Source organism: Fluviicola sp. (genome assembly GCF_039596355.1).
Classification (GTDB): Bacteria; Bacteroidota; Bacteroidia; order Flavobacteriales_D; family Crocinitomicaceae; genus Fluviicola.
In genome coordinates this window covers 41,851-67,517 of sequence record NZ_JBCNJW010000015.1, presented here as the reverse complement: position 1 = coordinate 67,517, position 25,667 = coordinate 41,851, and the positions used below count along the sequence as shown (strand labels likewise).

The following is a 25,667-nucleotide window of genomic DNA, read 5'->3' as shown; positions in this document are numbered from 1 at the left end:
TTTGCAGCATGAGTTCAATTAGACAAAACCGGATTGAGGGAGTAATTCAGGAAGAATTATCAACTTATTTTCAAAGAAATGCGCGCGAAATCTGTCTCGGTGCAATGGTCAGCGTGACGGTAGTCCGCGTGACTTCCGATCTGTCACTGGCACGTATTTACCTGTCTGTTTTTGCAGGGCCCGATAAAAAAGAGGTTTTGGAGAATATTCAGCAAAATTCGCGCAAAATCCGTGGTGAAGTTGGAAAACGCCTGAAAAACATGCACAAGATTCCGGAGCTTTCGTTCTTTATCGATGATTCCCTGGATTACGCTGAGAATATCAATAAACTGCTGAAAGATTAAGGTTTCATTCTTCATAGCGCGAAGATACCTGCGGTATACCCGGAAACAGCGGAATCTGGTAAGTTGGATTACGCGGATTTCCGTTACCGGAATTGCGGTCATTACGGCTGCACTGGTGATTATATTGTCGGCCTTTAACGGGATCGAACAAATGGTTACCAAACTCTATTCGGATTACGATCCGGCGATCACCATGCGCTCTCTGAAAGGAAAAACTTTTGATTCTACGGCTGTTGATCTGAAGGAGTTGCGTGCTATTCCGGGCGTTATTTCTCTTTCCAAAGCAATCGAGGAAACCGTGATTATCAAACACGGTAAAAAATGGGTAAATGCGAAGATGGTCGGAGTGGATTTCTCGTTTGTGGATGCTTCACATTTGAGAACGCATATTGTGGACGGCTACCCGGATCTGGAAGAAAACGGCGAACCGACGGCTGTGATCGGAGCTTCGCTGCTCGATAAGGTAGACGGATACATTTCCGAACTGGACGGTTACGAAGAGTTGATGCTCTACACGCCGCTGCGTGATGCGTCTATTGCCCGGCTGAAAAGCCCGTTTAAGGTTTCACCGCTGAAAGTGGTCGGCCGGATGAATTACAACAAAGACATCAACATGTCGGATCTGCTGGTTCCGCTTTATTTTGCGGAAATGCAGCTCAATTACGACAAAGACATTACGGCCATTTACCTGCAGGTAGATAAAAAAGACATTCCACAGGTCAAAGCAGTGCTTGAAAACCGTTTCGGGAAAAAATTCCTGGTGAAAACCGCAGCAGAAAAAAACGAACTGATTTTCAAAACCAGTGAAAGCGAGAAAAAGATTGTCGTACTCATTTTACTGTTCATTTTCGTTTTGGCGGCCTTCAATCTGGTGGCTTCGCTGAACATGTTGTTCATCGAAAAGAAAGAGAACATTGAAACGATGGAACGTTTCGGCGCAACCAAGCAGTTTGTATTCCGGATTTTCTTTTTTGAAGGAATTCTGATTGCCGTGAAAGGAATCATCATCGGGTTGGTTTTGGGAGTAGGTGTGTGCCTGCTTCAAACGCATTTCGCCCTGCTCAAAATGCCGAATGCGGCGAATGAAGCATTCCCGATTATTCTACAGGTGAAAGACGTGTTGTTTATCCTGGCTACGGTAATTCTGTTGAGTGTGCTTTCGGCGTATTTCCCGGTGCGCTATTTGGTTCGGAAGACGATTGCTTGATTTTTTTTTTGCAGCAAGAGGCAAGATTGTTTTTAATCACTTTCTCCTGGAAAACGCCTATTCGCGAATTTGCCAAATGGCAACCGATTATCCGGATATATTTTAATATTTCAGATGGACTTTCCCGGTCATTCTATTCTTCCGGTTTGTATTTGCGTAAGCCAATCACCGTAATATCATCCGTTTGTTCGTGTCCTTCAGACCAGTTTGACCAGGCATTTTCGAAGTATTTCTTTTGCAGCGGAAGGGATTCGACCTTGATTTTTTCCAGCAACTCGCGGATGCGTTTGAAGGAGAATTTCTTGTTGCGGATCGAACCGAATTGTTTCTGGAAACCATCGGTAATCAGGTAAAGCAGGTCTTCATCCGTCAACGCAATTTCACGGTTTTCATACAGGAAAAGCTCTGCTTCGGTGTCTTTGCGGGTGGAACGATACAGTGCGAATGCTTCTTCGCGGATGTGGATCAACGAAACGCCGCTTGTGGCAAACTGTACGGTGTCGTTTTCAAATACTGTTACCAATGCGTCCAATCCTTCGGAAGTGAGTGTGTTTCGACCGTGATGAAGCAGTTTATGCAATTCCATGTTCAGGTCGTTTAAGATATGAGCCGGATTTTCCACCTTCCGTTCGATCACGATCTGGTTGAGCAGGTTGATGCCCAAAATGGTCATGAAAGCGCCCGGAACACCATGTCCGGTACAATCTGCCAGAACCAGAATCAGTTTATTGCCGGTGTGGTGTGTCCAGTAGAAATCGCCGCTCACAATATCTTTCGGTTTGAAGATCAGGAAATGATCATCGAAGTGCGCACCGATTTCAGAAGCTTTCGGAAGTAAACTGTATTGAATGCGTTTCGCCGAGTTGATACTGGAAGTAATGTCCTTGTTTTGTTGTTCGATCAATAGCTCATTGGCGCGTTTTTCCGTAATGTCACGAGCCAGGGCCGTAAACCCGATGATGCGTTTGCGCGAACCCGGTTCGAACACGATGGAAGCGTTTTGTCCGAGCCAGACAATGCGTCCTTCCTTGGTGCGGATCGGGAATTCCAGGTAGGTATTCTGAATGCGGTTGATGATCTGGTTCCGGAAGAAATCCTTTACGGTGTCGCGGTAATCCGGATGTACGATCGTCACGGAATTTTTCCCGATCAGGTTTTCGTTTTTATACCCGAAAGTGCGGCTACTCATCTCGTTCAGATATGTGAAGTTCCCGTCAATGTCCGTATTGAAGATCATATCCTGCGCGTTTTCTACCAACGATTGGTAATTCGTCGTCAGGGTGAGTTTTTCCGTCACATCCTGTCCCATGATCACACGCACGGAATCGGAAAAGTGCTTGCACGACCATTCGATCCAAATCACTTCTCCTTTTTTGTTGTACATCGGTACAAGGATAATCTTCCCGTCTGCAAACTCATCTACGAGCGAAAACTCGCGCATTTCTGCCGAAACCACAATTGGATTCAGCGTTGAAAGGGATTTCCCTACAATCATGTTGGAGTCGATGTGAAGCAAATTCGACAGGTTTTTACTGCAATAGGTAATGATTCCTTTTTGGTCGAACGAAATCGCCATCATGTTTCCTTTGTTCAGGATATTGCTCACGAAGAACAGTTTTTCCAGGGAATCATTCCGCAGGTATGTCACCAAAATGGTCAAAGCGGAAGACACACCGATGGTCAGGATAAACAAGACGCTGTTGTAGACCGGATTTTCGACCCATACCAACATGAGAACGGAAAGAATGATCTGGAACAAACAGATAATGATGATCGAACGAATGTTGTTCAGCAGGTATGGCAGAACGCTTGATATGAGCGTGATGGAGATCAGCGGATAAGGGTGGATATTGGAAATGAATAAGAGGTAGAAGAACTGTACGAAAAGAATCAGCAGGGAAAAATACAGACTCATCTCGTTGATGTATGCCAGGCGCGATCTTCTGCCGGAAATGCGCTGGGTGAAATAAACGATGATCAGAATCGTGCTGGTGACTACGTTGACCATGATGTTGGTGAGGTTTTTCTCCACGAAATAGAAGACCACCAGGCCGACCAATAGATTCGAAATGGATCCAAAAAGTAATAGTTTGGGTACAAAACGCGGATCCAGTGAGTTATAATTGATCTCATACAGGTTGATCCGCATTCCGGTACGCGTCCATTCGAGGTAACCGATATTGAGCAAGCCCAAAAACAGGATGATAATGACGATAAACCATTTGGACTGCCACAGCGGGTTGTGGATATCCATCGGGTAAGAGGAAATCTCTGAGAAATTGATTCCGTCAAAGGTGGATTTCACTTCCAGCACATACGAACCGTTTTGAAGCTCCGGAAGTTTCATTTCTCCCGTACTGTTCAATTTTACCCAAAATTTGTGGAAACCACTGATTTTATAATAGTATTCGAGTCCTCTGTTTTTGGAAAGAATCGTTTTGAAGGTCAGGTATTTTCCCTGATCCACATCGCGGATGATTCCGTTTTGAAACAGTCTTCCTTTGAGGATGATCGGTTTGGGCGGAACCGGGTAGTTTTTCAGAATTTCGGTGTTGATCAGGAACAATCCTTCGGCAGTTCCGACAAAAGAGCGGTTTCCGTCCTGAAAAACAGCACGCATATTGGTTTCATACCCAAGGAAACCGTTTGTTTCGTTGTAATCTTTGTGGTAAACAACTTCCCCTTTTTCGTTCACTTTGAGGATGTGAATCCCGAGGTTGGTTCCGATAATGAGGTTTCCCAGCTCGTCGGCTGAAAGGGTATAGAATAAAAAGGAAGGCAGAATATTCTGATTCGTGATTTTGATCGGTTTTCCGTTGCGGTTGATTCCTGCAATGCCCTTTTCGAGCGTAAACCAAAGGTTCCCGTATACGTCTTTTGTTGCATTTCCTGCATACGCACCGATGTCTCTGAATTCAGACATTTCATAGAGCACTTTTGTTTCCAGGTTGAGCCGTTTGATTCCCTCGTTGGTTCCGAAGTAAAGGTATTTTCCATCGCTGGATTGCTGTCCGCAGTAATAATAATCCGCTCTGACTTGATGCTCTAATTTCGTGCTCGTTTTGGTTTCGGGATCGTAAGAAAAGAGTCCTTTTCCGGCTGGCGCGAACCACAATTTTTTTCCGTCCCAGATGGCAAATTTGATGCGTTCTCCCTGTTGTTTCGGGATGGAGGATGCGACCAGTTCCCCGTTTTTCAATGCGTAAATTCCCGTTTCAGAACAGATCAGTGTTCCCAAAGGACATTCCAGAACATGGTTTGCCCGGAAGTTTTCCCGTGTTTTGAATGAATTCGAATAAAGCGGTCCGTAGTGAATCCGGTTGTCGCCTCCGGCGAGTAGAAAATCGTTGTTTTTTGTACGGAAAATCTGAACAATCAGGTGGTTATCGAAAATGGGATCCAGTTTGACTTTCGTAAACGGTTCGATGCTGATTTTGGTGATTCCCTGCGACGTATTGGCCCAGAAATCACCGGATTGATCAATGAACAGGTGATAAATCCGGGAAAGATTCGTGTCGTAGTTCGGAACAATCCGCTTGAGTTTACCGGATTCGATGGTAAACAAGTTATTGTCCGAACAGTTGAATAGTATGAGGTTGTTCTGAGAGGTAATGTTGTCGATTGGTTTTTGTGGAAACAGGAAGTTGGTGGCTTCTTTGGTTTTGCGGAATACGGTTCCGTTGTTGGCAAAATAGAAGGTATACTTGTTGGCTCCCGTTTCGTCATACAGAATCAGCTTTTTTTTATCGAAAGCCGCCATTTTGAAATGCACATCCGGGACGTTCAGCCAGTTTTCCAGCGCGGTGATTTCTTTGGAACTGATAAAATACGATTCCTTATCGGTAATGAGAATATTTCCGTAGGGTGTTTCCAGGAGCTGCACGCACCGGCCGATATGTTTGGAAAGGTATTGCTGTTTGAGAATGAGTTTGCCGCTTTGATCCACTACGTGGATGAAGTTGTTGGTGATGATCGACAACTTGTTCTGACATTTCGCTACACGCAGTGCCGATCCGTCGACTACCGGTTTGGTTTTATAGAACGGGTGGATGCTGTTATTGTAAAAACGCAAGATTCCGGCGTAGAGCGTGGAAAAATAGATTTCGCCGTTGATCAGTGAAATGCCGGTGACGTGATAGGGGCGGTCCAGTCCTTTTTTAGGGTGAATGGATTCAAACGTGGTTCCGTTGAATCGAACAATTCCGTTGCCATCCGTCCCGATAAGCAGATACCCGAGTTCGTCCTGCGTGGTGCTAAGCGTGGCAGTAATCTGCAGCCCGTCGTGGTGATTGTATTCCCGGAACGTATGAAGCTGTGCATGAATCGAATGACTCAATGCTAGTAGTGTTAGTAGCGAAATGTATTTAAACAGCTTCAAGAGTTCTTAAAATGGTGGGGCAAAGGTAGCATTTCTAAGGAATAAACGTATTTAGGCTTTGATTTTTAATTCTTTAGCAACCATTCTCCCCGTGGTTTTTAATTCTGAAAGATCGGGTCCGTAGATTGTCACGTGTCCCATTTTCCGGAAAGGTTTGGTGTACTGTTTTCCATAGAGGTGAACACTCACTCCTTCCTGCGCCATGACCTTCTCCAGGTTTTCGTAACGGGCAATTCCTTCATAATCAGGCTCTCCCAGTAAATTGATCATCACACCTGGAGTGATCAGTTTCGGAGATCCTAACGGTGCATTTACGATGCTTCGCAGGTGCTGTTCGAATTGGGAAGTGTAACAACACTCAATGGTATGGTGTCCGCTGTTGTGCGGGCGCGGTGCAATCTCATTGATGAGGATGCGGTTGTCTGCGGTTAAGAACAATTCCACCGCTAAAATTCCCACCATGTCTAATGATTCGATCACGTGCAGGGCGATTTCGCGTGCATTTTTCTCTACTTCTGCTGAAATTTCGGCCGGGGAGAACAAAAACTCCACGAGGTTTGCAACCGGGTTGAATTCACATTCTACGGTCGGGTAAACAACGCTTTCTCCCTGTTCGTTTCGTGCAACAATCACAGACAATTCTTTGGTGAACGGAACCAGTTGTTCGATTACATACGGTGTATCTACAAGGTTTTCCAGGTCGCTTTCAGATTTGATGATCTGAACCCCTTTTCCGTCGTAACCTCCTTTTCTCCATTTCAGTACATACGGGAAAGGAATGTTTTTAGCAATCAACTCCTCTTTTCCTGCTACCAGTTCGAAATCTGCGGTAGGAAGCTGGTTGGTTTTATAAAATTCTTTCTGAAGTCCTTTATCCTGAACAATCGCCAAAACAGCCGGCTGCGGAAACACCTTGATTCCGTTACCTTCCAGTGCTTTCAAAGCTTCTACGTTCACGTGTTCGATTTCTACCGTCACCACATCTTTATCGCTTCCGAAAGCCAGTACGGTATCGAAATCTTTGAGTGATCCCTGCTGGAAAGAAGTTGCCAGGTGGCGGCACGGAGCATCGTTATCCGGATCCAGGCAATGGACGTGTACATCATAATTCAAAGCTTCCTGGATAAACATGCGTCCCAATTGACCACCTCCAAGCATTCCGATCTTATATGCGTTTCCGTTCCATTGTTTTTTCATGCTGCAAAGATAGTGGCTTTTCTGAATTCCCAACTAAAACAGATGGTACGAAAGCCCTTGATTGGACGGCATTGACAGCAGATCAGGGCATTTTCGGGCTTGCCGGACTACAACGATTTTTCTTTCTCTGGCTATTTCTTTGTCATTTAGGCCGATAATTCCCCTAAAAATCGTAATTTTGCACTTTAAATTAAACGACGAAGTGCTTCAGCTAAACGATAAAACATTCGAAATATTTATTCCGAAAGAAGAGATTCAGGCAGAGATCGCTACTCTGGCAGCGCGCCTGGAAGCGGATTATGCAGGAAAAGATGTAGTATTTATCGCGGTGCTGAACGGAGCATTTATGTTCGCCGCTGATTTGATGAAGCAATTCAAGGCTCCCTGCGAAATTACCTTCGTAAAAGTGAGCAGCTACAAAGGCATGAATTCTTCCGGACGTGTGGACGAAGTGATCGGGTTGAATACTTCGATCAAAGGCAAGCACGTGGTGATTGTGGAAGATATTGTAGATACCGGGATCACGATGGAAAAACTGTTTACCCTGCTGTCGGTTGAAAAACCTGCAAGCCTGGAAATTGTGACATTGCTCTACAAGCCGGAAGCATTTAAAGGAACACATACCCCAACATATATCGGTTTCTCTATTCCCAACAAGTTCGTAGTAGGTTACGGCCTGGATTACGATGAATTGGGAAGAAATACCGAGCACATTTATCAACTAAAGGGTGATCCCCATTAAAAGAAAAGCGTATGTTGAACATCGTATTATTTGGCCCTCCCGGAGCAGGGAAAGGCACGCAATCCGAAAGATTGATCGGAAAGTATAACCTGGTACACTTATCTACCGGAGATATTTTCCGTGCAAACATCAAAGGTGAAACCGAACTGGGATTGCTGGCAAAAAGCTACATGGATCAGGGGAACCTGGTTCCGGATGAGGTAACCATCAATATGTTGAAAAGCGAAGTGTCCAAGTATGAGAATCCGAAAGGGTTTATCTTCGACGGATTCCCACGAACCAATGCACAAGCTGAAGCGTTGGATGCATTCCTGGCTTCTATTCAAACGGATATTACAATGATGATCGGATTGGAAGTGGCAGAAGGTGAGTTGCGTGAGCGTCTGAAGAAAAGAGCAGAAGTGAGCGGCAGACCGGACGATGCTGATCCGGAAGTGATTCAGAACCGTATCAACGTTTACAACAATGAAACGGCACCGGTGAAGGATTACTACGAAAAACAAGGAAAATACGTTGCAGTTGACGGAATCGGAAGTATCGATGATATTACGAACCGCCTGTATGCTGCAATCGATAAGATTTAAGAATACAAGACCAGAAACGTTAACCGCATTCGAACAGAGTGCGGTTTTCAAGTCTCTGGGGGTTCGAAAAGTTCAAGATGTTCAAAACGGTTTTAGCATGGAACTTCATGGAACCTTTTGAACTTTTTCGACTAAAGAAAAAACTATGGCATCAGATAATTTCGTCGACTATGTAAAAATCCATTGTACTTCCGGGAACGGAGGCGGTGGTTCGGCGCATTTCCGCCGGGAAAAATACATCCCGATGGGTGGACCGGACGGGGGCGACGGTGGACGCGGCGGTCATATCATTGTGCGCGGAAACAAACAACTTTGGACGCTTCTGCACCTGAAATACCAGAAACACCTGAAGGCCGGTCATGGCGAACATGGTTCCGGTCAGTTACAGAAAGGTGCACAGGGTGAAGATAAATACATTGAGGTGCCGCTTGGAACACTTGCAAAGGATGCTGAAACTGGCGAAGTGCTGTTTGAAATTACAGAAGACGGAGAAGAGCAAATCCTGGTTCCGGGAGGTCGCGGCGGATTAGGGAACGATCATTTTAAATCGTCGACCTACCAGACTCCGCGTTTTGCACAACCGGGAGAACCTGGAACAGAGCAGTGGATGATTCTCGAAATGAAAGTGCTTGCTGATGTCGGGTTGGTTGGAAAACCGAACGCCGGAAAAAGCACGTTGCTTTCTGTGCTGTCTTCTGCAAAGCCGGAGATCGCGGATTATCCGTTTACAACACTGCGCCCGAACCTGGGAATCGTGAATTACCGCGATTACCGTTCGTTCGTAATGGCAGATATCCCGGGAATTATTGAAGGGGCCCATGAAGGAAAAGGACTCGGACTGCGCTTTTTACGCCACATTGAACGAAATTCCTGTTTGCTGTTCATGATTCCTGCTGATGCGGATGATATTCACGAAGAGTACAAACTGCTTTTGAATGAGCTAAAGCAGTATAATCCTGAATTATTGCACAAGGAACGCTTGCTGGCAATCACGAAGTCTGATATGTTGGACGATGAGCTGAAAGAGGCTCTTGCGAAAGATCTGCCGAAGATTCCGTATGTGTTTATTTCGGCCGTAGCCCAGCAGGGATTAACGGAGTTAAAAGACATGATCTGGAAGCATCTGAACCATGTTTGAATCCCTGGAATCCATTGATCGGAGTATTGTACTGGCTGTCAATGGCTGGAATACTCCTTTTTTGGACCAGTTTTTCTGGATTGTCAGCAAAACCACCACCTGGATTCCGTTTTACCTGCTGATCCTGTATTTTGTATGGAAAAAAAACGGACTCAAAACCATGTTCATTTTCCTGGGAATGGCTCTGCTGCTGGTTGCTCTTGTGGATAGTTCCACAACTTTCCTGTTCAAGGAAACCATTCAGCGCTACCGGCCTTCACACAACCTGTTGCTCGAAAACCGGCTTCACTTTTATGTGAAAAGTAACGGTGATGTGTACCAGGGCGGACAATACGGTTTTTTCTCCTCACACGCGTCGAATAATGCCGCAATAGCACTGCTTTCCTGGTTCTTCCTCCGGGAGTTTTACCCGCGTCTGAAATGGCTGCTGATACTTGGGGTTGGGTTGATCGGCTTCAGCCGGATTTACCTCACTGTTCATTATTTATCCGATGTTCTGTGCGGAATTGTTTGGGGACTTCTCTGGGCTTTTGTATTTTGGAAGTTGTATCAACGATTGAGTACAAAAAGAATCAAATGAATAGCCTGTATGTTTTTTTGGGTGGAGGAATCGGTTCGCTTTTGCGCTACGGGCTCACATACCTGGTCCACAAATTCCCCAAGTCCGTTTTTCCGGTTGCAACGCTGGGATCTAACCTGATTGCTTCTTTCCTGGTGGGAGCCTCCCTGGTATTGATGATGAAAATGAAACCTGCGCATGCTGAATTCTTCCAGGCATTTTGCATTATCGGTATTTGTGGCGGATTCAGCACCTTTTCCACTTTTGCGAAAGACAACCTGGACCTGATGGAACGCGGATATTGGCTCATTGCAGGGTTGAACATCCTGGTTTCCGTTTCATTTTGTATCGGGATGGTGTATCTGGGACGGAAAATGCTGGGCTAGAAAAACACCGGTGAAAACGCTCTGGAACCCTTGTTCCTGCTGGGCAAATAGATGGATGTCTATCCGTATTTTTAAAGAACTCTTGAAGCAGAAATTAAGCCACCGGAATCAACTCCTGAATCCGTTTCTCCAAATCCGCACGTTTCTCTTCAAACTTGCTCAAATCAACGTTTTTCATCTTGCTTTTCAGCCGGATTTCCATGAATTGATGCGCGTATTCATAGCTCAAACGCCACAAAACAGGAACCATAAAATAGTACAAAACTCCTAAAGACCAATGTGGGAGATACCACTTGGTAAGGAAGATAATGATTGGAATATTGTAAATAGAACCAATGAGTTTCCCAAGCATCATTTTAACGGATCCCCAGAAAACTTTGCGCCGCATGATCTTTTCCGTTACTTTTTTCGCGATGATGTATGGAATAAACCCGTGAATAAACCCTACGATCGCAAATGGCCACATCAAAATCAGGTACAACCAGTTATTCAACGTATTGATCAGCTCCGGGTGTTTTTTAGCAACCACGAAACGGTCCTGGACTTTCATGCGTTTTTCCAGGTTAAAATAAGCGTCCAAATCTTTTTGAAGCGCCAGAATTTCTGTGCTTTCATCCGTCACATTCGCATTGATCCAAAGAGCCAGTTCGCGGGAGTATTCGAAACGTTTCAACAGCGGAATACTGTCGTCGTGGTTCGGATGATTGTATCCTTTCCGGGTAATCTGCATGATGTTTTCCAGGAGTGAATAACGCTTTGGGTTGGCAACGTAAACAATGCAGTTTTGCATGTCTTTTTCAACGCGCTTCGTCACTTCGTTGATCACCCGGTTTGGGTTTTCCTGGTAAGCTTCTTTGTAATCGTTCAGGCAAATTTTCGGACCGTTATTCAGAACAAATTCAGAACCAATCGTATTGCGGTCCGTGTAGCTGATCCCAATTCCGGAAATGTAAATCTTCTTACTCCAGTTGATAGATTCCAGTGCGCCGAATCCCATTCGAACCGGACCTTTTTTTACCGGTTTCAAACCGCGAATTGGTGTGTCGTCTGTAAATCCTTCCCCGAAAATCAGGATGTTTCGTCCCATTTTCAACGATTGGTTTACTTTTTTGAAGACATCCGAATTTTTCCCTTTCGTATCAGTTCCGTCCTGCTGGCGGTAAATAGGAAGCATGTGAGCAGCCCACAAGGTCGGCTTCAGCCACCAAACGAATACGTCCGAACGCGTCATGAAGTGAACGATCGGTCTGTTCATTGACCCGATCATAATCGGATCCATAAACGAATTGGGATGATTACTTACATAAATAGTGCTCCCAAAGAACTCTTTATGGCTATTTAAGACGAGAAATCGTTTGTAAAAAAGTCTAAAAGATATATTTAAGGAGATTTTTAGTAATAAATAAAACGGACGCATATTTATGATACTTTTTTACAAAATTAGCAATAGTTAGAAACTAACATTTATTCTTCCGGTTTAGTTTCGTCAGGTTTCGTTTCTTCCGGTGCCGGATTTTGCTTTTCGTCTTGTTTAAACTCCTTATTCATATTTCGCTTGTGTCCGAAAATAAATCCTAAGCGGATTTCGTGAGAAGTATTCCCGAATTTTTCCGTCACACCATTTCCGAATTCAAACGAATAGGAAACATTGAAATGAGCCAATACATTGACTCCGAATCCAACTCCGATGGAAGATTGTCTTCTGTAGGAAAGGCTCACCCAACCCAGGCGCATGTAGTGAAGGCGCATAGCCACATCGTAGCTGATAGGAGAGTGTCTCACGGATTTGAACTGAACAATCGGCTCCAAACCGTATTTCTGGCCTACGTCGAAACGGTAGCTTGCCAAAATGAACAGGTGCGGCCTGAAAGTGCTTTCAGTGGTGATGTCGCTCAAACGGGTTTTGTTGTTGAAAAGCTGACTTCCGCTTAAACTAACCAATAAACGGTCGTTATAGAGAACCAATCCTGCCTGTGCATCAAAGTAATTCTGACGCGCCGAAATTCCGAGGTAATTTACGTAGGCTTTATCGTCGGCAGTTCCCAAAGTCACTTTTGAAGCATCGATTCCGAAATTGGACCAGCCTAGTCCGATTCCAACTCCGGCGCTTAGTTTTTGAGACAAAGGAATGTGTACTCCGATGTTTCCTTTTACGCTGGTACGGGTAAACGGACCGATCACGTCATTGATAAACGTAAGTCCTGCAACCTGTTTGTAACCGATGGTGCGTTGTGGTGTGCTGTAGAATGTTTGTCCGAGTGAAGACAACTCGCTCAGTAAAGCTTTCGATTTGCGCTTTTTGAAACGAACCATACTCTGAATTCCGGCAAAAGTGGTCATAGGCCTTCCATCCACTCCTGCATATTGCAGGCGATTTCCGAGTACGACCTCACCAACGCTCATCATTCCACCCGCCGCCGGATTAATGAGGAACGGGGAAGAAGCGGTTTGTGTAAATTGAATATCCTGCTGACCAAAAGCGAATCCTGCAATCAGAAGGGAAGAGATAAATGCGATTTTTTTCATGATTGACAGGGATTAACGAATGATACTGATTGAACCTTTAAGTGCTTTGAAATCTCCGTTCGGAGAAACAATTTCGTAGAAATACGTTCCAAGCGGAAGTTCCTCTCCTTTGAAAGTTCCGTCCCACGGATCAGCATATCCTGTCGATTCAAATACTTTTGAACCCCAGCGGTTAATAATCATCACCTTGCAGTCGGGATACGTTTCGTGCAGGTTCGGAATGATGAATTTGTCGTTGTCTCCGTCCTGGTTCGGAGTGAACACGGTCGGGATCTCGAAAGAGCTTTCACCGCACAAATCCAGGTGGATTTTCAGGGTGTCCTGGGTAGCACCGCAGAAATCGTGAACGAGTTTGTACAACAACGTCAAATCGCCCGGAGCTGCTCCCGTAAGTTGTGTATTGGCAGTATATTTTTGAGTCAATGTTGCTGAACCTCCCAATACAATCCAGTAAGTTGCCTGGTCGTTTCCGGCATTACTTCCACTCAGGTTGATCGGCAGCTGGCTCAAACAAAGTGTGGTGTCATTGGTGAAGACATGCGCTTTCAACGGAACATAGACAATACTGCTGTCTACAGTACTTGGGCAACCGTTGGTGCTGATTGTCCAGTAAAGGGTGTGATATCCGTCCGGGATCGACAAAATGGTTGCCACCGGAGCGTGAATATTGTTGAAAGTAATGGTTGAATTACTCGACCAGGTTCCTTGTGCTCCGGGCCCGGGATTGTTTGCCTGAACCAGGTAGCTCGTTGTTGCACAGGCATACATCGAATCCGGAAGGGATGCTTGCGGTGGCGGCATGTTGACATCGATGCGAAGCGTGTCTCTGCGCGTGCCGCAGGTAGGTGAAGTAACCACCCATTCAAACGTGTTTGTTCCCAGGGAAAGATTCTGCACGGTTGTTTGCAACGCATTCGGATTGGTAATGGTTCCGCCTCCCGTCAGCATGTTCCACGAACCTGTTCCGGATTGAATTGCTTGCGCTGCAATCGGTGTAGTATACGTGTTGCACAAATAAATCAGGCTGTTTGGGATAAATGCTGTGTCAGGATATAGAAGTACCTGTACATTGAACGAACAGCTCGCCGTATTTCCGGAAGAATCCTCAATCTGGTATGTCTGGATCGTTGTTCCGATCGGGAAAATATCGCCGGAAGAAAAACCGGAAAGATCGGTTTGTGTCATCGTAAAGTAACAGTTATCCGTTCCAACCGGGTTCGAATAAGTTACCAGCGGGTTGCAGGTAGAGATATTTCCCGGACAGGTAATGGACGGAGCCTGTGTTTCGATAATAGTATAAGTCGTTGTACAGGAAGAACTGTTTCCAGCCAAATCCGTTGCGGTAATCGTCACGGTATGCGTCCCCGAAATCAGGTTGGTTCCTGCCGGAGGTTGCTGAGTAAGCGTATATCCGGAACAGTTATCCGTTACGGTTGCCAATGGTCTTAAATCCGAAATGATTGCGTAGCAGGAAACTCCGTTGTTATGAGTTTGTGCCGGGGGACAGGTAATGGACGGAGCAATGGATTCAATCGGAATGGTCTGCGTAATACAGGTTCCCACGTTTCCGGAAGTATCGGTATAGGAAATCACAATCCCTACCGGGTTGCTCACCACCGTCCCTGGAAGCGGATTTTGAGTAATGGTCAATAAATTCGAAGGAGTACAATTCTCAACAGCGCTATGCGTTCCTGTCAGGTTCGGAATCGTCATGGAACAACTACCTGAAATCGCCAGACTGGTATCAGCCAAACAGGTTACAACCGGCGCCAGTGTATCGATCGCAGTAATGAAAATCGTACAGCTTCCGATATTTCCGTTCAGATCGGCAGCGGTCATTAAAACCGTAATGGTATCGGAGAAAAGTAGTGTTGCCGGTTTGTTTTGAGCCAGTACAAGCAAACTGCTGGCAGTACAGTTATCCGTTGCAGAGACCAGTGGAACGAGATTCCCGACTTGAGCGAGGCATTGACCGTTTACCGGAGCTGTAATCGGTGAAGACGGACAGTTGATGACCGGAAGTGTTCCGTCCTGGACTGTCAGAACGAACTGACAAACCTGGGCGTTTCCGTCCTGGTCGATTGCCTGGATGGTTACGTTATTCGGCCCGATCGGAAGGCTGTTTCCAACCGCCGGACTTTGATTGAGTGAAAATACGGTGGAGCAGTTATCGACAACCGTTGCCTGCGAAGTGAAACTTGCCATGTCGTAAGTACAGCCGTTGTTGGTAGAAACCGCTTGGTTTGCCGGACAGGTAACCTGCGGTGAAATGGTGTCGAATAACAAAACGTGCGTGAAGCAGGTTCCAGCATTTCCGGCCTGGTCTGTTACGGTTACGAAAACGTTTTGCGTAGCATTCAATGTGGTTCCGGCTGCAGGGCTCTGACTGAAAGTCAACGAAGCAAATGGCGTACAATATTCAACAACAACCGTTACTTCCGGAATCAGGTTGGGAACAAATCCCGTGCAGGATGCAGACGCGTAAACGGTGTCGAGTGAAGGACAGGTTGGTTTGGGGGGAACAGTGTCCAGAACGGTCAATGTGAAGTTACAGCTTGCCGTATTTCCGGAAGGATCTACTGCCTGAAGAATAATGGTTGTATTGGCGCTCACGGTACTTCCGACAGGTGGAGACTGCACCACGGAAACAATTCCACAAGCATCACTGACAGTTGCCTGCGCTCCGTAATCCGGTAAAGTGAAGGTACACAACTCACTGGAGTATACTGATGCCGGAGAAGGGCAGGTAATGGTCGGCGGAGCTGTATCGGTGGAAGTTCCCTGGATGCGGAAATTATCGACTGCCGGAGCTTTGCTTCCGGTAACCGTATTGTTGTATGTGAAGCGGAATCCGATCCAGAAGGTGCTGTTGTTGAGCAGAGCAGGCAGTGACTGGCTGAATGCCGTGTAGTTGGTGTTTGCGGATAATTGCGAAGAAACGGCCGTCCAGGTTGCTCCTGAATTCGTACTATAAACCAATTCCAGGTAGTCGGCTCCGGCTTCTCCATCGATCTGTATTTCTGCCAGAACAGTCATCGTATTGAAACAGCTGGCATTGATCGATTGGTATACAATCGCAGTTTCTGTTCCCGATGCTGCATTTGTATATCCGTAGTGCTGGATTCCGGTTGGCGTACAGTCGTTGGTAGTTCCGCCGGAGGTAATGTACAAGGCAGCGTTTCCGCCATTGCTGGTGCATGGGCCCTGAATCCACTGATTGGAACCAGTCGTGCTGACAGTATTCCAGGAAAAGGAATTCTCAAAATTGTCTGTGACGAAAGTTGTTTGGGCGAGTAGTTGTGTGCTCCACAAAGTCAAAAAAGCACATAGGAGTGTTAGTATTGCTTTATTCATAATGTAAGTTGGACGAGGGCCAAAACTAACAGAAAATTCAATTAAGCAGGGAGTTTTTACTCCACAATCAGGGAATAGTTTTCAACGATGGGGATTATTCGTTAGATTTGCGTGCAAAATTGAATCAAATGGTTGGAATTATCATGGGCAGCACTTCAGATCTGCCGATTATGCAGGAAGCAGCAGACATCTTAAAACAGTTTGGAGTACCCTATGAGTTGACCATTGTTTCTGCCCACCGCACGCCGGAACGCATGTTCGAGTATGCAAAAACGGCATCCGAAAGAGGAATCCAGGTGATTGTTGCGGGAGCAGGAGGGGCAGCGCACTTGCCGGGGATGACAGCGAGCTTGACGCCACTTCCGGTGATCGGTGTTCCGATTAAATCCAGCAATTCAATCGACGGATGGGATAGTTTGCTGTCAATTGTTCAGATGCCAAACGGAATCCCGGTTGCAACCGTAGCAATCAATGCAGCGAAAAATGCAGGAATTCTGGCAGCGAAAATCTTGGGGGCTACCAATCCGGAGCTTCAAAAAACACTGAGTGCCTACATGGAATCCATGAAAGAAACCGTGCTGGAAGGCGCTAAGAAAGTGGAACAAAAAGGATAAGAGTAATTACGAATTCCAAAATTACGAATGCCGAATATCTTTTATTAGGAATTCGGCACTCGTAATTATTTACCATTGGTTCGCGTCGGCATTTTTAATGTCAACGACATATTTTTCCGGAATTTTTCCTTTCAACAAGCTTCCGGCTTCCAAACTCGGAAAGATTTCCTCATACGTTCGTGATTCGTACAGGAATACCCGGCGGTAAATCAAATCGCGGGTAATCTGGTCTCCGTGATCCATTCCTGCAGCGCCGATTAATTCCGCGTATGCTTTGACGGTTTCATGGTGGAAGTTGGCAACACGTACTTTTTTGTGGTTCACATTCAACCCGGCAACCAGCTGAGGATTTTGTGTCGCAACTCCTGTCGGACAAGTATTTGTATTACACTCCAACGCCTGAATACATCCCAATGCCAGCATCATCGCTCTGGCACAGTTCACCGCATCAGCACCCAAAGCCATGGCACGCACGATACTGAACCCGGTAAGAATTTTCCCGGAACCGATAATTTTGATGTGCTGTCGGATGTTGAACCCGGTCAGCATGTTGTCTACGAAAGCCAAAGCATCCAGGAACGGTGCTCCTACGTAGTTGCTGAATTCCTGCGGCGCAGCTCCGGTTCCTCCTTCACCACCGTCAACAGTAATAAAATCCGGGTAAGTATCCAGTTCGATCATCGCTTTACAAATTGCAATGAACTCGCTTTTCTTTCCGATACACAGTTTAAATCCAACCGGTTTTCCTCCGGATTCCTTGCGCAGCAACTGAACAAACTGGATGAGTTCTTTCGGTGTGCTGAATGCAGAGTGATAAGGAGGTGAATAAACAGTTGTATAAGGTTTCACGTGGCGGATTGCCGCAATTTCTTCCGTGTTTTTCTTCGCAGGAAGAATTCCTCCGTGTCCCGGTTTTGCTCCCTGGGATAATTTGATTTCGATCATTTTCACCTGCGGCAGGTGTGCGTTTTTGCGAAAAGTATCAATACTGAAACCTCCATCCATATCGCGTGCACCGAAATACCCGGTTCCGATCTGCCAGATGAGGTCACCACCGTTTTTCAAGTGGTATGGCGAGATTCCTCCCTCCCCGGTATTGTGCGCAAAATCGCCCAGTTTTGCCCCCGCATTGAGTGCTTCGATCGCTGCTGTAGACAAGGAACCGAAACTCATGGCACTGATGTTCATGATACTCGCGCTATAGGGTTGTGTACAATCTTTGTTCCCGATCAGAATGCGCGGATTTTGATTGATCGAATCGAATTCTTTCGGTTTGATGCTGTGCATCATCCACTCATACCCTTCTTTATACACGTCGTTTTGTGTTCCGAAAGGCATGGTGTCGGTTTCTTTTTTAGCCCGCTGGTACACTGTACTTCTGTCGATCCGGTTGATCGGCATTCCGTCCGTATCACTTTCAATGAAATACTGATACATTTTTGGCCGGAGTGCTTCCATGACCCAGCGGAGTCTTCCGAAAATCGGGAAGTTGCGCATCAGGGTGTGCTTTTTCTGGAAAAAGTCCACATACCCGATCGTAATTGGAATGAGTAGCACAGCGAGGATATACCACCATCCGATCCAGAAGAAGTAACCTGCTAATCCTAAGGAAATTACAAGGAGTGTGCTGAAGAAAACGAATTTTGTTCTCAAGGGGTGAAAATTTTAAACATTACAAGACCCGAAGGTAGGGTTTTAAAACCATATCCGATAGGTTAAAAATGCTAAAAAAACAATCGGATTATAGAACGAAACCAGGACTTTTGACAGGACACAGACGAAAAACCTTCCCGGACGCTATTCCCATTCTTTGGCTTAGGAATCAAATAGTAAATTCGCTAATTTGCCATATTGCGAACCCTCAGTAAAATATGGGGCTGTAGAGCGAAAAACAAGATGTGCGGATTGCTTGTCTGTAAATCAGGTACTTCTACTGCATTTTTAAAATGCTGCTTGTTGAACCTGCATAGAGGATTTATCACGAGCCTATTCTTGTTGATCATGCTTTCTGAAAACGGGTGCGATTTTCTGGCGGGAATCAGCAGTAAAATTCCCATATCGCCATATTGCGAACCCCCAGTAAAATATGGGGTTGTAGAGTGAGAAATAAGATAGTCTGATTGCTTATCTGTAAATCAGGTACTTCTGCCGCGTCTTCAAAAACGCCTGAATCCCCGGTTTCCACGTCTCCTTAATCTCCTTCGCGCCCATGCCTGATTTCAACTGTGAACGCAGCACGGAAGTTCCTGCCAGCCGGTCGAAAAAATTACGCTGGTTGATAAACTCAATACTGTCGCCCAATTGATCGCGCGCATTGATCAGCCAGCTCAGGTTGATCTCATACATGCGTTTGTTTTGGCTCACGCGTAAGTCGTACCCATTACAGGTACGGTTCTGCCACAAAGGGTCTTTTGCTCCGGTTGTCGGCATCGGAACAAAAGTAAAGCCGGTTCTTCTGAAATTCGGGTGACCGTACATCTCAAACGGACGTTCTGTTCCACGACCCACACTCACGGTCGTTGCTTCAAAAAAGCAAAGGCTCGGATAGAGGTTGATCGCCAAATCCGTGCGTAGGTTCGGTGAAGGAGGAATGGCAATTTCGAACTTGGTTTTGTGCGTATAATTCCGACAAGGAACAATATACATCTGACATGTCACATTGTTGTGCAGCCAAAATTCCCCGTTGATCATCAAGGCATATTCCCCGATAGTCATTCCGTAAACAATCGGAACGGGATGCATCCCGATAAAGGATGTCTGATCTTTTTCCAGGATCGGGCCGTCCACATAATGTGCATTCGGATTTGGACGGTCTAGGACGATGAGTGGTTTTCCGTTTTCCGCACAAGCCTCCATCACGTAGTGAAGTGTCGAGATATACGTATAAAAGCGAACGCCTACATCCTGGATGTCGAACAACACGATATCTACATCCCACAACTGGTCGGCACGCGGTTTTTTATTACTTCCGTAAAGCGAAACGATTGGTAATCCGGTAACAGGATCCTGGTGGCTCCAAACTTTTTCCCCTGCATCAGCTGTCCCCCTGAAACCGTGTTCCGGAGCAAATACCTTCTGAATGCGGATTCCAAGAGCAAGCAAGGTATCGACCAGGTGTTTTTCGCCCAATGCCGAAGATTGATTGGCAACAACAGCTACACGTTTTCCACGCAGGGAATCCAGGTAAAGATCCATCCGGCTGTTTCCCAGCTGCAGGTTCGGAAGTTTCTCAATTCCGTAAGCATCGTATCTGATTTCATCGTCGACCGGTTGAATGACCTGGTACTCTTTTGCCTTTTCAGGAGTCGAAACCGGGGGAACCGGAAGTGCATTTTTTTTTGTGGCACATGAAGCAAGGAAAAGCAAAAGAATACTTTTCAACGCCAAAAGCTTTATGTACTTTCGTATCCGCATGAGCAATAATTGGAATTATATATTTTTCATCGCTAAAAAACTTCAACGCCAACAAGCAGTTGCAGACGACTCGTTACAGGGAAATAAAAAAGCGGCCAAACCGATAACCCGGATTGCCGTACTCAGTATTTCGCTTGCAATGATAGTGAACATCGTTACAATTGCAGTGGTTGAAGGATTCCAACAAGAAGTGAGCCGCAAAGTTATAGGTTTTGGTTCATATATCTCCATTCAAAAGCAGGGAGAAATTTCCCTGATGGAATCGGCGCCTATGATGAGGAACGAAAAGTTCGAACAGACATTGCGTGGAATCGAAGGTGTGACGCACGTTCAATCGGTGGCCTACAAGCCTGCGCTGCTACAATCCAGGGGAGATGTGGAGCAGAAAGAAATTTTGGGAGTAGTACTGAAAGGTGTCGATAAATCATACGACTGGTCTTTTTTTAAAAGTTACCTGAAGGAGGGGAAAATTCCGTCTTTCAAAGATCCGGCTTCCAATGAAGTGCTCATTTCACAGCGAATCGCAAACGACCTGCACTATAAATTGGGGGATACGATCAATGCCTATTTCGTGAAGCAACAACCGATCCAGCGGCAATTCAGGATCACCGGGATTTATGAAACCGGTCTCGAAGACTTCGATAAAGAATTGGTGTTCTGTTACCTGCCGCAGGTGCAGCAACTCAACGACTGGGGAATCATGTCCGAAATTACAGTCGAAGATACCTTGTATTACGGCGATTTAATCCTGCATGCCCGGGTATCGGGAGGAAATGGAAATTACCGCTACGACTGGGGAAAAGGATTTGAACAATACTCCATGAATGCCATCTGCCCGACAAAAGATACGGTTGTGAGGCTCATCGTGGCAGATTACTATATTTCGATGGACGAACCCACCGGAAGCCTTGATTTGAGAGAAGGCGAAACCGCTATTCCCGATACGTCGTATCTGGCGATTAAAGTTCATGGGAACAAAGGTGCACCTTGTGTATTCCACCTGGATTCGGAAGGAAACCTGCAGCGGAAAGTACTCGATAAGGAAGGATATCGTTTTGAACTCAATGCGGGAACCAAGACAATTGAAGCGGAATCTTTTCCGGGACAAGGGTCTTATCATCATTACATTACTTCCTACGAATTGGCGGTCGAAGATTTTTCCAACATCGAAAATCAGAAGGATAAAATTGAGAAAGCCGTTCTTTTCAACCCGGATTTCCGGCAGCAGGTCAAAGTCAGCAGTATCAAAGACAATCAGCGCGATCTGTTCGTCTGGTTGAGTTTCCTCGATGTGAACCTGGCAATTGTGCTTTTGCTGATGCTGATCATCGGGATTGTGAACATGGGATCGGCATTGCTGGTACTGATTTTGGTGCGAACCAATTTCATCGGGATTCTGAAAGCATTGGGAGCGAGCAACCTCTTTGTGCGGAAAGTATTCCTGGTACACACCGGTCGTTTGATCCTGAGGGGAATGATCTGGGGAAATGTGGTTGGGATCGGTTTGTGCTGGTTGCAATACCAGTTCCACATCGTTCCGCTCGACCCGAAAGTGTATTACCTGAATACCGTTCCTATTGAGTTCAACCTGTTGAAAATCATTGGTTTAAATGTGGTTACATTAGGTGTTTGTCTCCTTGCGCTTTTTGTTCCCTCCCTGCTGATCAGCAGGATCAATCCGGCGCGTTCGATTCGCTTCAAATAAGCCATTCAATAGATAATTCGGCTATTTCCCGATAATTTGGCAATTTTCGGAACGATAATTCGTTATTTTTGAGCGACTATATTATCATGAGAAACTGTATTTTACTTGCTTTTTTAATGCTCCTGAGCCATTTCCACGGAATCAGCCAGCGAAATGTGCGCGATAGTGCCATTGCAACACCCTGGATTGGTCTGCAGTATGGATTGAACGCTCCGGGAGGAGATTTGAAAGAGCGCTTCGGGCCGATCAACCACCTGGGAATGATGGCCGGTTATAAAACCGCCAGAAACTGGGTTTACGGTCTGGACGGGAATTTTATGTTCGGAAATAAAGTACGGATTCCGGGAATGTTTGACCACCTGACCGATTCCTACGGAAATATTACCGATGTAAACGGAGACGTTGCTGTAGTGGTAGTTAACATGCGCGGCTTCAACGTAAATACGATGGTCGGAAAAGTGTTCCCGGTGTTTAGTCCCAATAAAAACTCGGGAATCTATGTTCACGGTGGTGTGGGGTATGTGCAGTATAAAGCACGGGTTGAAACACAGGAGCAGGTGATCCCGACGTTGGAGTTGAAATACCGCAAAGGATATGATCGCTACACAACCGGGGTGAATTTCCACCAGTTTATCGGGTATGCATTCATGGCAAACCAGGGATTCATTAATTTTTACGGAGGATTCTATATCCAGGAAGGATTGACATACAACCGCAGGGATATTTTCTTTGATCAGCCGGATGTTCCGGTTTCCAAAGCACAAAGACTCGACCTGCAGTACGGGTTCAAAGTAGGCTGGTTTGTACCGGTTTATAAACGAAAACCGAAAGACTATTATTTTGATTAAATGAGGTTGTTTTACGGATTTGGTATTCGCTGTTTTTTCGCAGTTATGTGGATTGCTTCGTGGTTTCACCCGAAAGCAAAGAAATGGATTGCAGGGAGGCGAATCCCAATCGATTCCTACCGGATTCCGAAAAACAAAGAACTCGTTTGGTTTCATTGTGCTTCCCTGGGAGAATTTGACCAGGGGCTTCCGGTAATGAACGCCTACAAAGAAGCAAAACCCGATACCTTTTTGTTGGTGACTTTTTTCAGCCCTTCGGGAATGGAATTTTACAACAAACGCGAACACCAGGTTGATCTGGCCGTATACTTGCCGTTGGATACCAAGCGCAAAGCACGAAAATTCATTGCTCATTTCAACCCAAAATCCGTGTTCTTCGTGAAATACGAATTCTGGTACAACCATTTGAAATGCGCCCGAAGAAACGGAGCGAATATCTACGGAGTGAGTAGTTTGTTTCGTCCCACGCACCGCTTTTTCAAATGGTACGGAGGTTTTTTCCGCCAGGCGCTGCGCCTTTTCGATCATTTCTACACGCAGGATATCCGTTCCAAAGACTTACTGAACAGCATCGGGATTGACCAGGTGACGGTAACCGGAGATACGCGCTACGACCGGATGATTGCCGTAAAGGAAAATTGTAAGGAAAACGAAATCCTGAAAACCTTTGTTGAATCGAAACCCGTTTTGATCCTGGGAAGTTCCTGGACAATCGATGAAGAAATTCTCGTTCCGGCTTTGTTCGAACTGCGTCAGAAATTTAAGATTATCATTGCTCCGCACGACATTTCAGAAAAGCACATTGAACAGATTGCCGCTGAATTTGACCACGATCCGGAGCGCTACACACAATTCCGCAACCTGGGACGCGATATCCTGATTCTCGATACAATAGGTCAGTTGACCAACGCGTATCAATATGCAGATATGGCGTATATCGGAGGTGGATTTACCGGGAAGTTGCACAATATTCTCGAACCCGGAGCATTTGGAATTCCGGTGTTCTTCGGCCCGAAATACGCCCGTTTTCCCGAAGCACAATTATTCCTGGATGAAGGAGTTGCATTTACCATTGAAGACAGCTTCAGCTTTGAGAAAGCTGTTGAAGAAGCAACCGGGAAGCGTGCTCAGATCAACGAAAAACTCAGCGAAATCTTTGCTAAAAACCAGGGCGCAGCCCGAAAGATTATTCGTTCCTTAGAATAACTCCATTTTCATATTCTACCTTTTTACCATTGCCGTAAAAAGGTAGGCCAAAAAGGTCTAGGCGCGGGTAAACCGATCGACCTGTTAGCAGATCATGACAGCATTTACCATAAAACTCGTCGTTCCTCCTCAAACGGGATGGTAAATTTTTCTGTCATTTCCCGCACAGGAACCCGATCTTGTTCACCGATGCGCCGGTTCTTGTTTTAATCCGGCTTCGGAGTTAGAAATAAATGAATTACTGATTTCGAAGAGCTGATTTTTTCAGACGAAGCAGTATCTGGTCTCATTCCGGAAGAGAACGTAAAGAGAAGTCCTGTACCGTAGTTTTAACAAAAAGCGCTTGTCGTTTGGATGAAGCGTAGCGTAATCCGCTCTTTTTGAATTAAAACAAGGTTAAAGGACTTTTTAGTGAACGACTTTGAATGAGACGAGCCTTTTGCTCCACTTTTTGGTAATTGAAAAAGTGGAAAAAGAAGGATTAGAAATTTGGACTTAAATCATGTGTTTTATAGAAATCATCCACATATTTCACTGCTTCGTCCGCCGTATCAACAACCGTCAAAAAGCGCATATCGTCAGGAGAAATGTTGTGTTCTTTTTCCAGCATAACCTTCTGAACCCAATCTACCAAACCGCTCCAGTATTCTTTTCCGACCAATACAACCGGTCGTTTCGTGATCTTTTTGGTTTGGATCAGCGTAATCGCTTCAAACAATTCGTCCATGGTTCCGAAACCTCCCGGCATCACGACGAATCCCTGGGAATATTTCACAAAAATCACCTTGCGGACGAAGAAATAATCAAAGTTCAGGTTGCTTTCGCGGTCGATGTATTTATTGTGAAACTGTTCAAACGGAAGGTCAATATTTAACCCGACGGATTTTCCACCACCTTTCTGAGCACCACGGTTTCCGGCTTCCATAATTCCCGGGCCTCCACCGGTGATAATCCCGTAACCTGATTTCGCCAGTTTTTCGGCAATTTCAATACTCAATTGATAGTATTTGTTCTCTTCCTTCGTGCGGGCTGAACCAAAAATGGAAATACACGGACCGATTCGTGCCATGCGTTCGTAGCCTTCCACGAATTCTGACATAATCTTAAAAATGGCCCAGCTATCGTTTGTTTTTATTTCGTTCCAGTCTTTGCGTAATGCGTTCATTTGAATGTATTAAAGAGGATAATCACCTGTTAGTAAAAATAAGTTCTTCGTCAAGAATAACGTGACTTTCGGCGAATAATTATGAACCTTTTAACGTTTATAAGGAACTATATCGGTTTTCTATTGTTAAAATTTTATCTCTTGGGGATCAAACTATATAAATAGTTACAATATTGATTTTCAATCGATTAAGACTCTTTGTTGATCGGTTCATATCCTATATTCATCGACGAATGATTAAATTTAAACGTTAAAAATTTGGAGCATGTTAAATTTTTTACTAATGTTGATTAGCCTTAA

General features: G+C 45.4%; 19 protein-coding genes. 11 read left to right on the top strand and 8 right to left on the bottom strand.

The genetic code is table 11. From position 1 onward, the window contains the following. The first annotated feature begins 8 nt into the window (after nt 1–8). The gene (gene rbfA, locus ABDV94_RS19205; protein WP_309280695.1) at nt 9–344 is read left to right on the top strand and encodes a 30S ribosome-binding factor RbfA; all 336 of its coding nucleotides are present in this window, start codon (nt 9–11) and stop codon (nt 342–344) included. Next, nucleotides 340–1,551 (top strand): FtsX-like permease family protein, encoded by a 1,212-nt coding sequence (locus ABDV94_RS19200; RefSeq protein ID WP_343748849.1) that lies wholly within the window; start codon nt 340–342, stop codon nt 1,549–1,551. Before rbfA ends, ABDV94_RS19200 begins: the two co-directional genes overlap by 5 nt. A gap of 133 nt (nt 1,552–1,684) precedes the next feature. Here the strand turns inward: ABDV94_RS19200 and ABDV94_RS19195 are convergent, their stop codons facing one another. Further along, a complete protein-coding gene (locus ABDV94_RS19195) occupies nt 1,685–5,887 on the bottom strand; it encodes a PAS domain S-box protein (protein WP_343748842.1) in 4,203 nt (1,400 codons plus the stop codon). A 93-nt stretch (nt 5,888–5,980) separates the two neighbouring features. After that, on the bottom strand, nt 5,981–7,126 hold the full coding sequence (locus tag ABDV94_RS19190; RefSeq protein ID WP_343748841.1) for a 5-(carboxyamino)imidazole ribonucleotide synthase: 1,146 nt from the start codon (nt 7,124–7,126) through the stop codon (nt 5,981–5,983). Between the two features lie 178 nt (nt 7,127–7,304). On the opposite strand from ABDV94_RS19190, the gene hpt reads away from it, so the two are divergent. The 5 genes from hpt (at nt 7,305) to ABDV94_RS19165 (ending at nt 10,535) form a co-directional block, all read left to right on the top strand. Continuing rightward, a complete protein-coding gene (gene hpt / locus ABDV94_RS19185) occupies nt 7,305–7,868 on the top strand; it encodes a hypoxanthine phosphoribosyltransferase (protein ID WP_343748840.1) in 564 nt (187 codons plus the stop codon). A gap of 11 nt (nt 7,869–7,879) precedes the next feature. Further along, entirely contained in the window at nt 7,880–8,452 is a 573-nt protein-coding gene (locus ABDV94_RS19180; RefSeq protein ID WP_343748839.1) for an adenylate kinase, read from the top strand. Between the two features lie 145 nt (nt 8,453–8,597). Continuing rightward, entirely contained in the window at nt 8,598–9,590 is a 993-nt protein-coding gene (gene obgE / locus ABDV94_RS19175; RefSeq protein ID WP_343748838.1) for a GTPase ObgE, read from the top strand. Continuing rightward, nucleotides 9,583–10,170: a phosphatase PAP2 family protein gene (locus tag ABDV94_RS19170; protein ID WP_343748837.1), complete on the top strand. Its 588-nt coding sequence runs from the start codon at nt 9,583–9,585 to the stop codon at nt 10,168–10,170. The genes obgE and ABDV94_RS19170 overlap by 8 nt, the downstream gene beginning before the upstream one ends. After that, complete coding sequence (locus ABDV94_RS19165; RefSeq protein ID WP_343748836.1) at nt 10,167–10,535, top strand: CrcB family protein; 369 nt, start codon at nt 10,167–10,169, stop codon at nt 10,533–10,535. Before ABDV94_RS19170 ends, ABDV94_RS19165 begins: the two co-directional genes overlap by 4 nt. Before the next feature lie 94 nt (nt 10,536–10,629). Here the strand turns inward: ABDV94_RS19165 and ABDV94_RS19160 are convergent, their stop codons facing one another. From ABDV94_RS19160 to ABDV94_RS19150, 3 genes are read right to left on the bottom strand one after another with little or no spacing between them, the layout of a single operon-like run. Further along, nucleotides 10,630–11,952, bottom strand: a complete 1,323-nt coding sequence (locus ABDV94_RS19160) for a 1-acyl-sn-glycerol-3-phosphate acyltransferase (protein WP_343748835.1) — start codon at nt 11,950–11,952, stop codon at nt 10,630–10,632. 47 nt (nt 11,953–11,999) lie between these two features. Further along, nucleotides 12,000–13,061, bottom strand: coding sequence for a PorP/SprF family type IX secretion system membrane protein (locus ABDV94_RS19155; RefSeq protein ID WP_343748834.1), 1,062 nt, complete (start codon nt 13,059–13,061; stop codon nt 12,000–12,002). Between the two features lie 12 nt (nt 13,062–13,073). After that, nucleotides 13,074–16,415 (bottom strand): HYR domain-containing protein, encoded by a 3,342-nt coding sequence (locus ABDV94_RS19150; RefSeq protein ID WP_343748833.1) that lies wholly within the window; start codon nt 16,413–16,415, stop codon nt 13,074–13,076. Between the two features lie 128 nt (nt 16,416–16,543). On the opposite strand from ABDV94_RS19150, the gene purE reads away from it, so the two are divergent. Then, nucleotides 16,544–17,029: a 5-(carboxyamino)imidazole ribonucleotide mutase gene (purE, locus tag ABDV94_RS19145; protein WP_343748832.1), complete on the top strand. Its 486-nt coding sequence runs from the start codon at nt 16,544–16,546 to the stop codon at nt 17,027–17,029. Between the two features lie 69 nt (nt 17,030–17,098). Here the strand turns inward: purE and ABDV94_RS19140 are convergent, their stop codons facing one another. Together ABDV94_RS19140 and ABDV94_RS19135 are read right to left on the bottom strand one after the other, a co-directional pair. Beyond that, complete coding sequence (locus tag ABDV94_RS19140; protein ID WP_343748831.1) at nt 17,099–18,682, bottom strand: FMN-binding glutamate synthase family protein; 1,584 nt, start codon at nt 18,680–18,682, stop codon at nt 17,099–17,101. A 471-nt stretch (nt 18,683–19,153) separates the two neighbouring features. Further along, on the bottom strand, nt 19,154–20,410 hold the full coding sequence (locus tag ABDV94_RS19135) for a DUF1343 domain-containing protein (protein WP_343748830.1): 1,257 nt from the start codon (nt 20,408–20,410) through the stop codon (nt 19,154–19,156). A 13-nt stretch (nt 20,411–20,423) separates the two neighbouring features. On the opposite strand from ABDV94_RS19135, the gene ABDV94_RS19130 reads away from it, so the two are divergent. From ABDV94_RS19130 to ABDV94_RS19120, 3 genes are all read left to right on the top strand, one after another. Further along, entirely contained in the window at nt 20,424–22,148 is a 1,725-nt protein-coding gene (locus ABDV94_RS19130) for an FtsX-like permease family protein (protein WP_343748829.1), read from the top strand. 86 nt (nt 22,149–22,234) lie between these two features. Next, nucleotides 22,235–22,996, top strand: coding sequence for a hypothetical protein (locus tag ABDV94_RS19125; protein WP_343748828.1), 762 nt, complete (start codon nt 22,235–22,237; stop codon nt 22,994–22,996). Further along, nucleotides 22,997–24,202, top strand: a complete 1,206-nt coding sequence (locus ABDV94_RS19120) for a glycosyltransferase N-terminal domain-containing protein (RefSeq protein WP_343748827.1) — start codon at nt 22,997–22,999, stop codon at nt 24,200–24,202. 481 nt (nt 24,203–24,683) lie between these two features. Here the strand turns inward: ABDV94_RS19120 and ABDV94_RS19115 are convergent, their stop codons facing one another. Further along, nucleotides 24,684–25,367, bottom strand: coding sequence for a TIGR00730 family Rossman fold protein (locus tag ABDV94_RS19115; RefSeq protein ID WP_343748826.1), 684 nt, complete (start codon nt 25,365–25,367; stop codon nt 24,684–24,686). Nucleotides 25,368–25,667 lie beyond the last annotated feature (300 nt).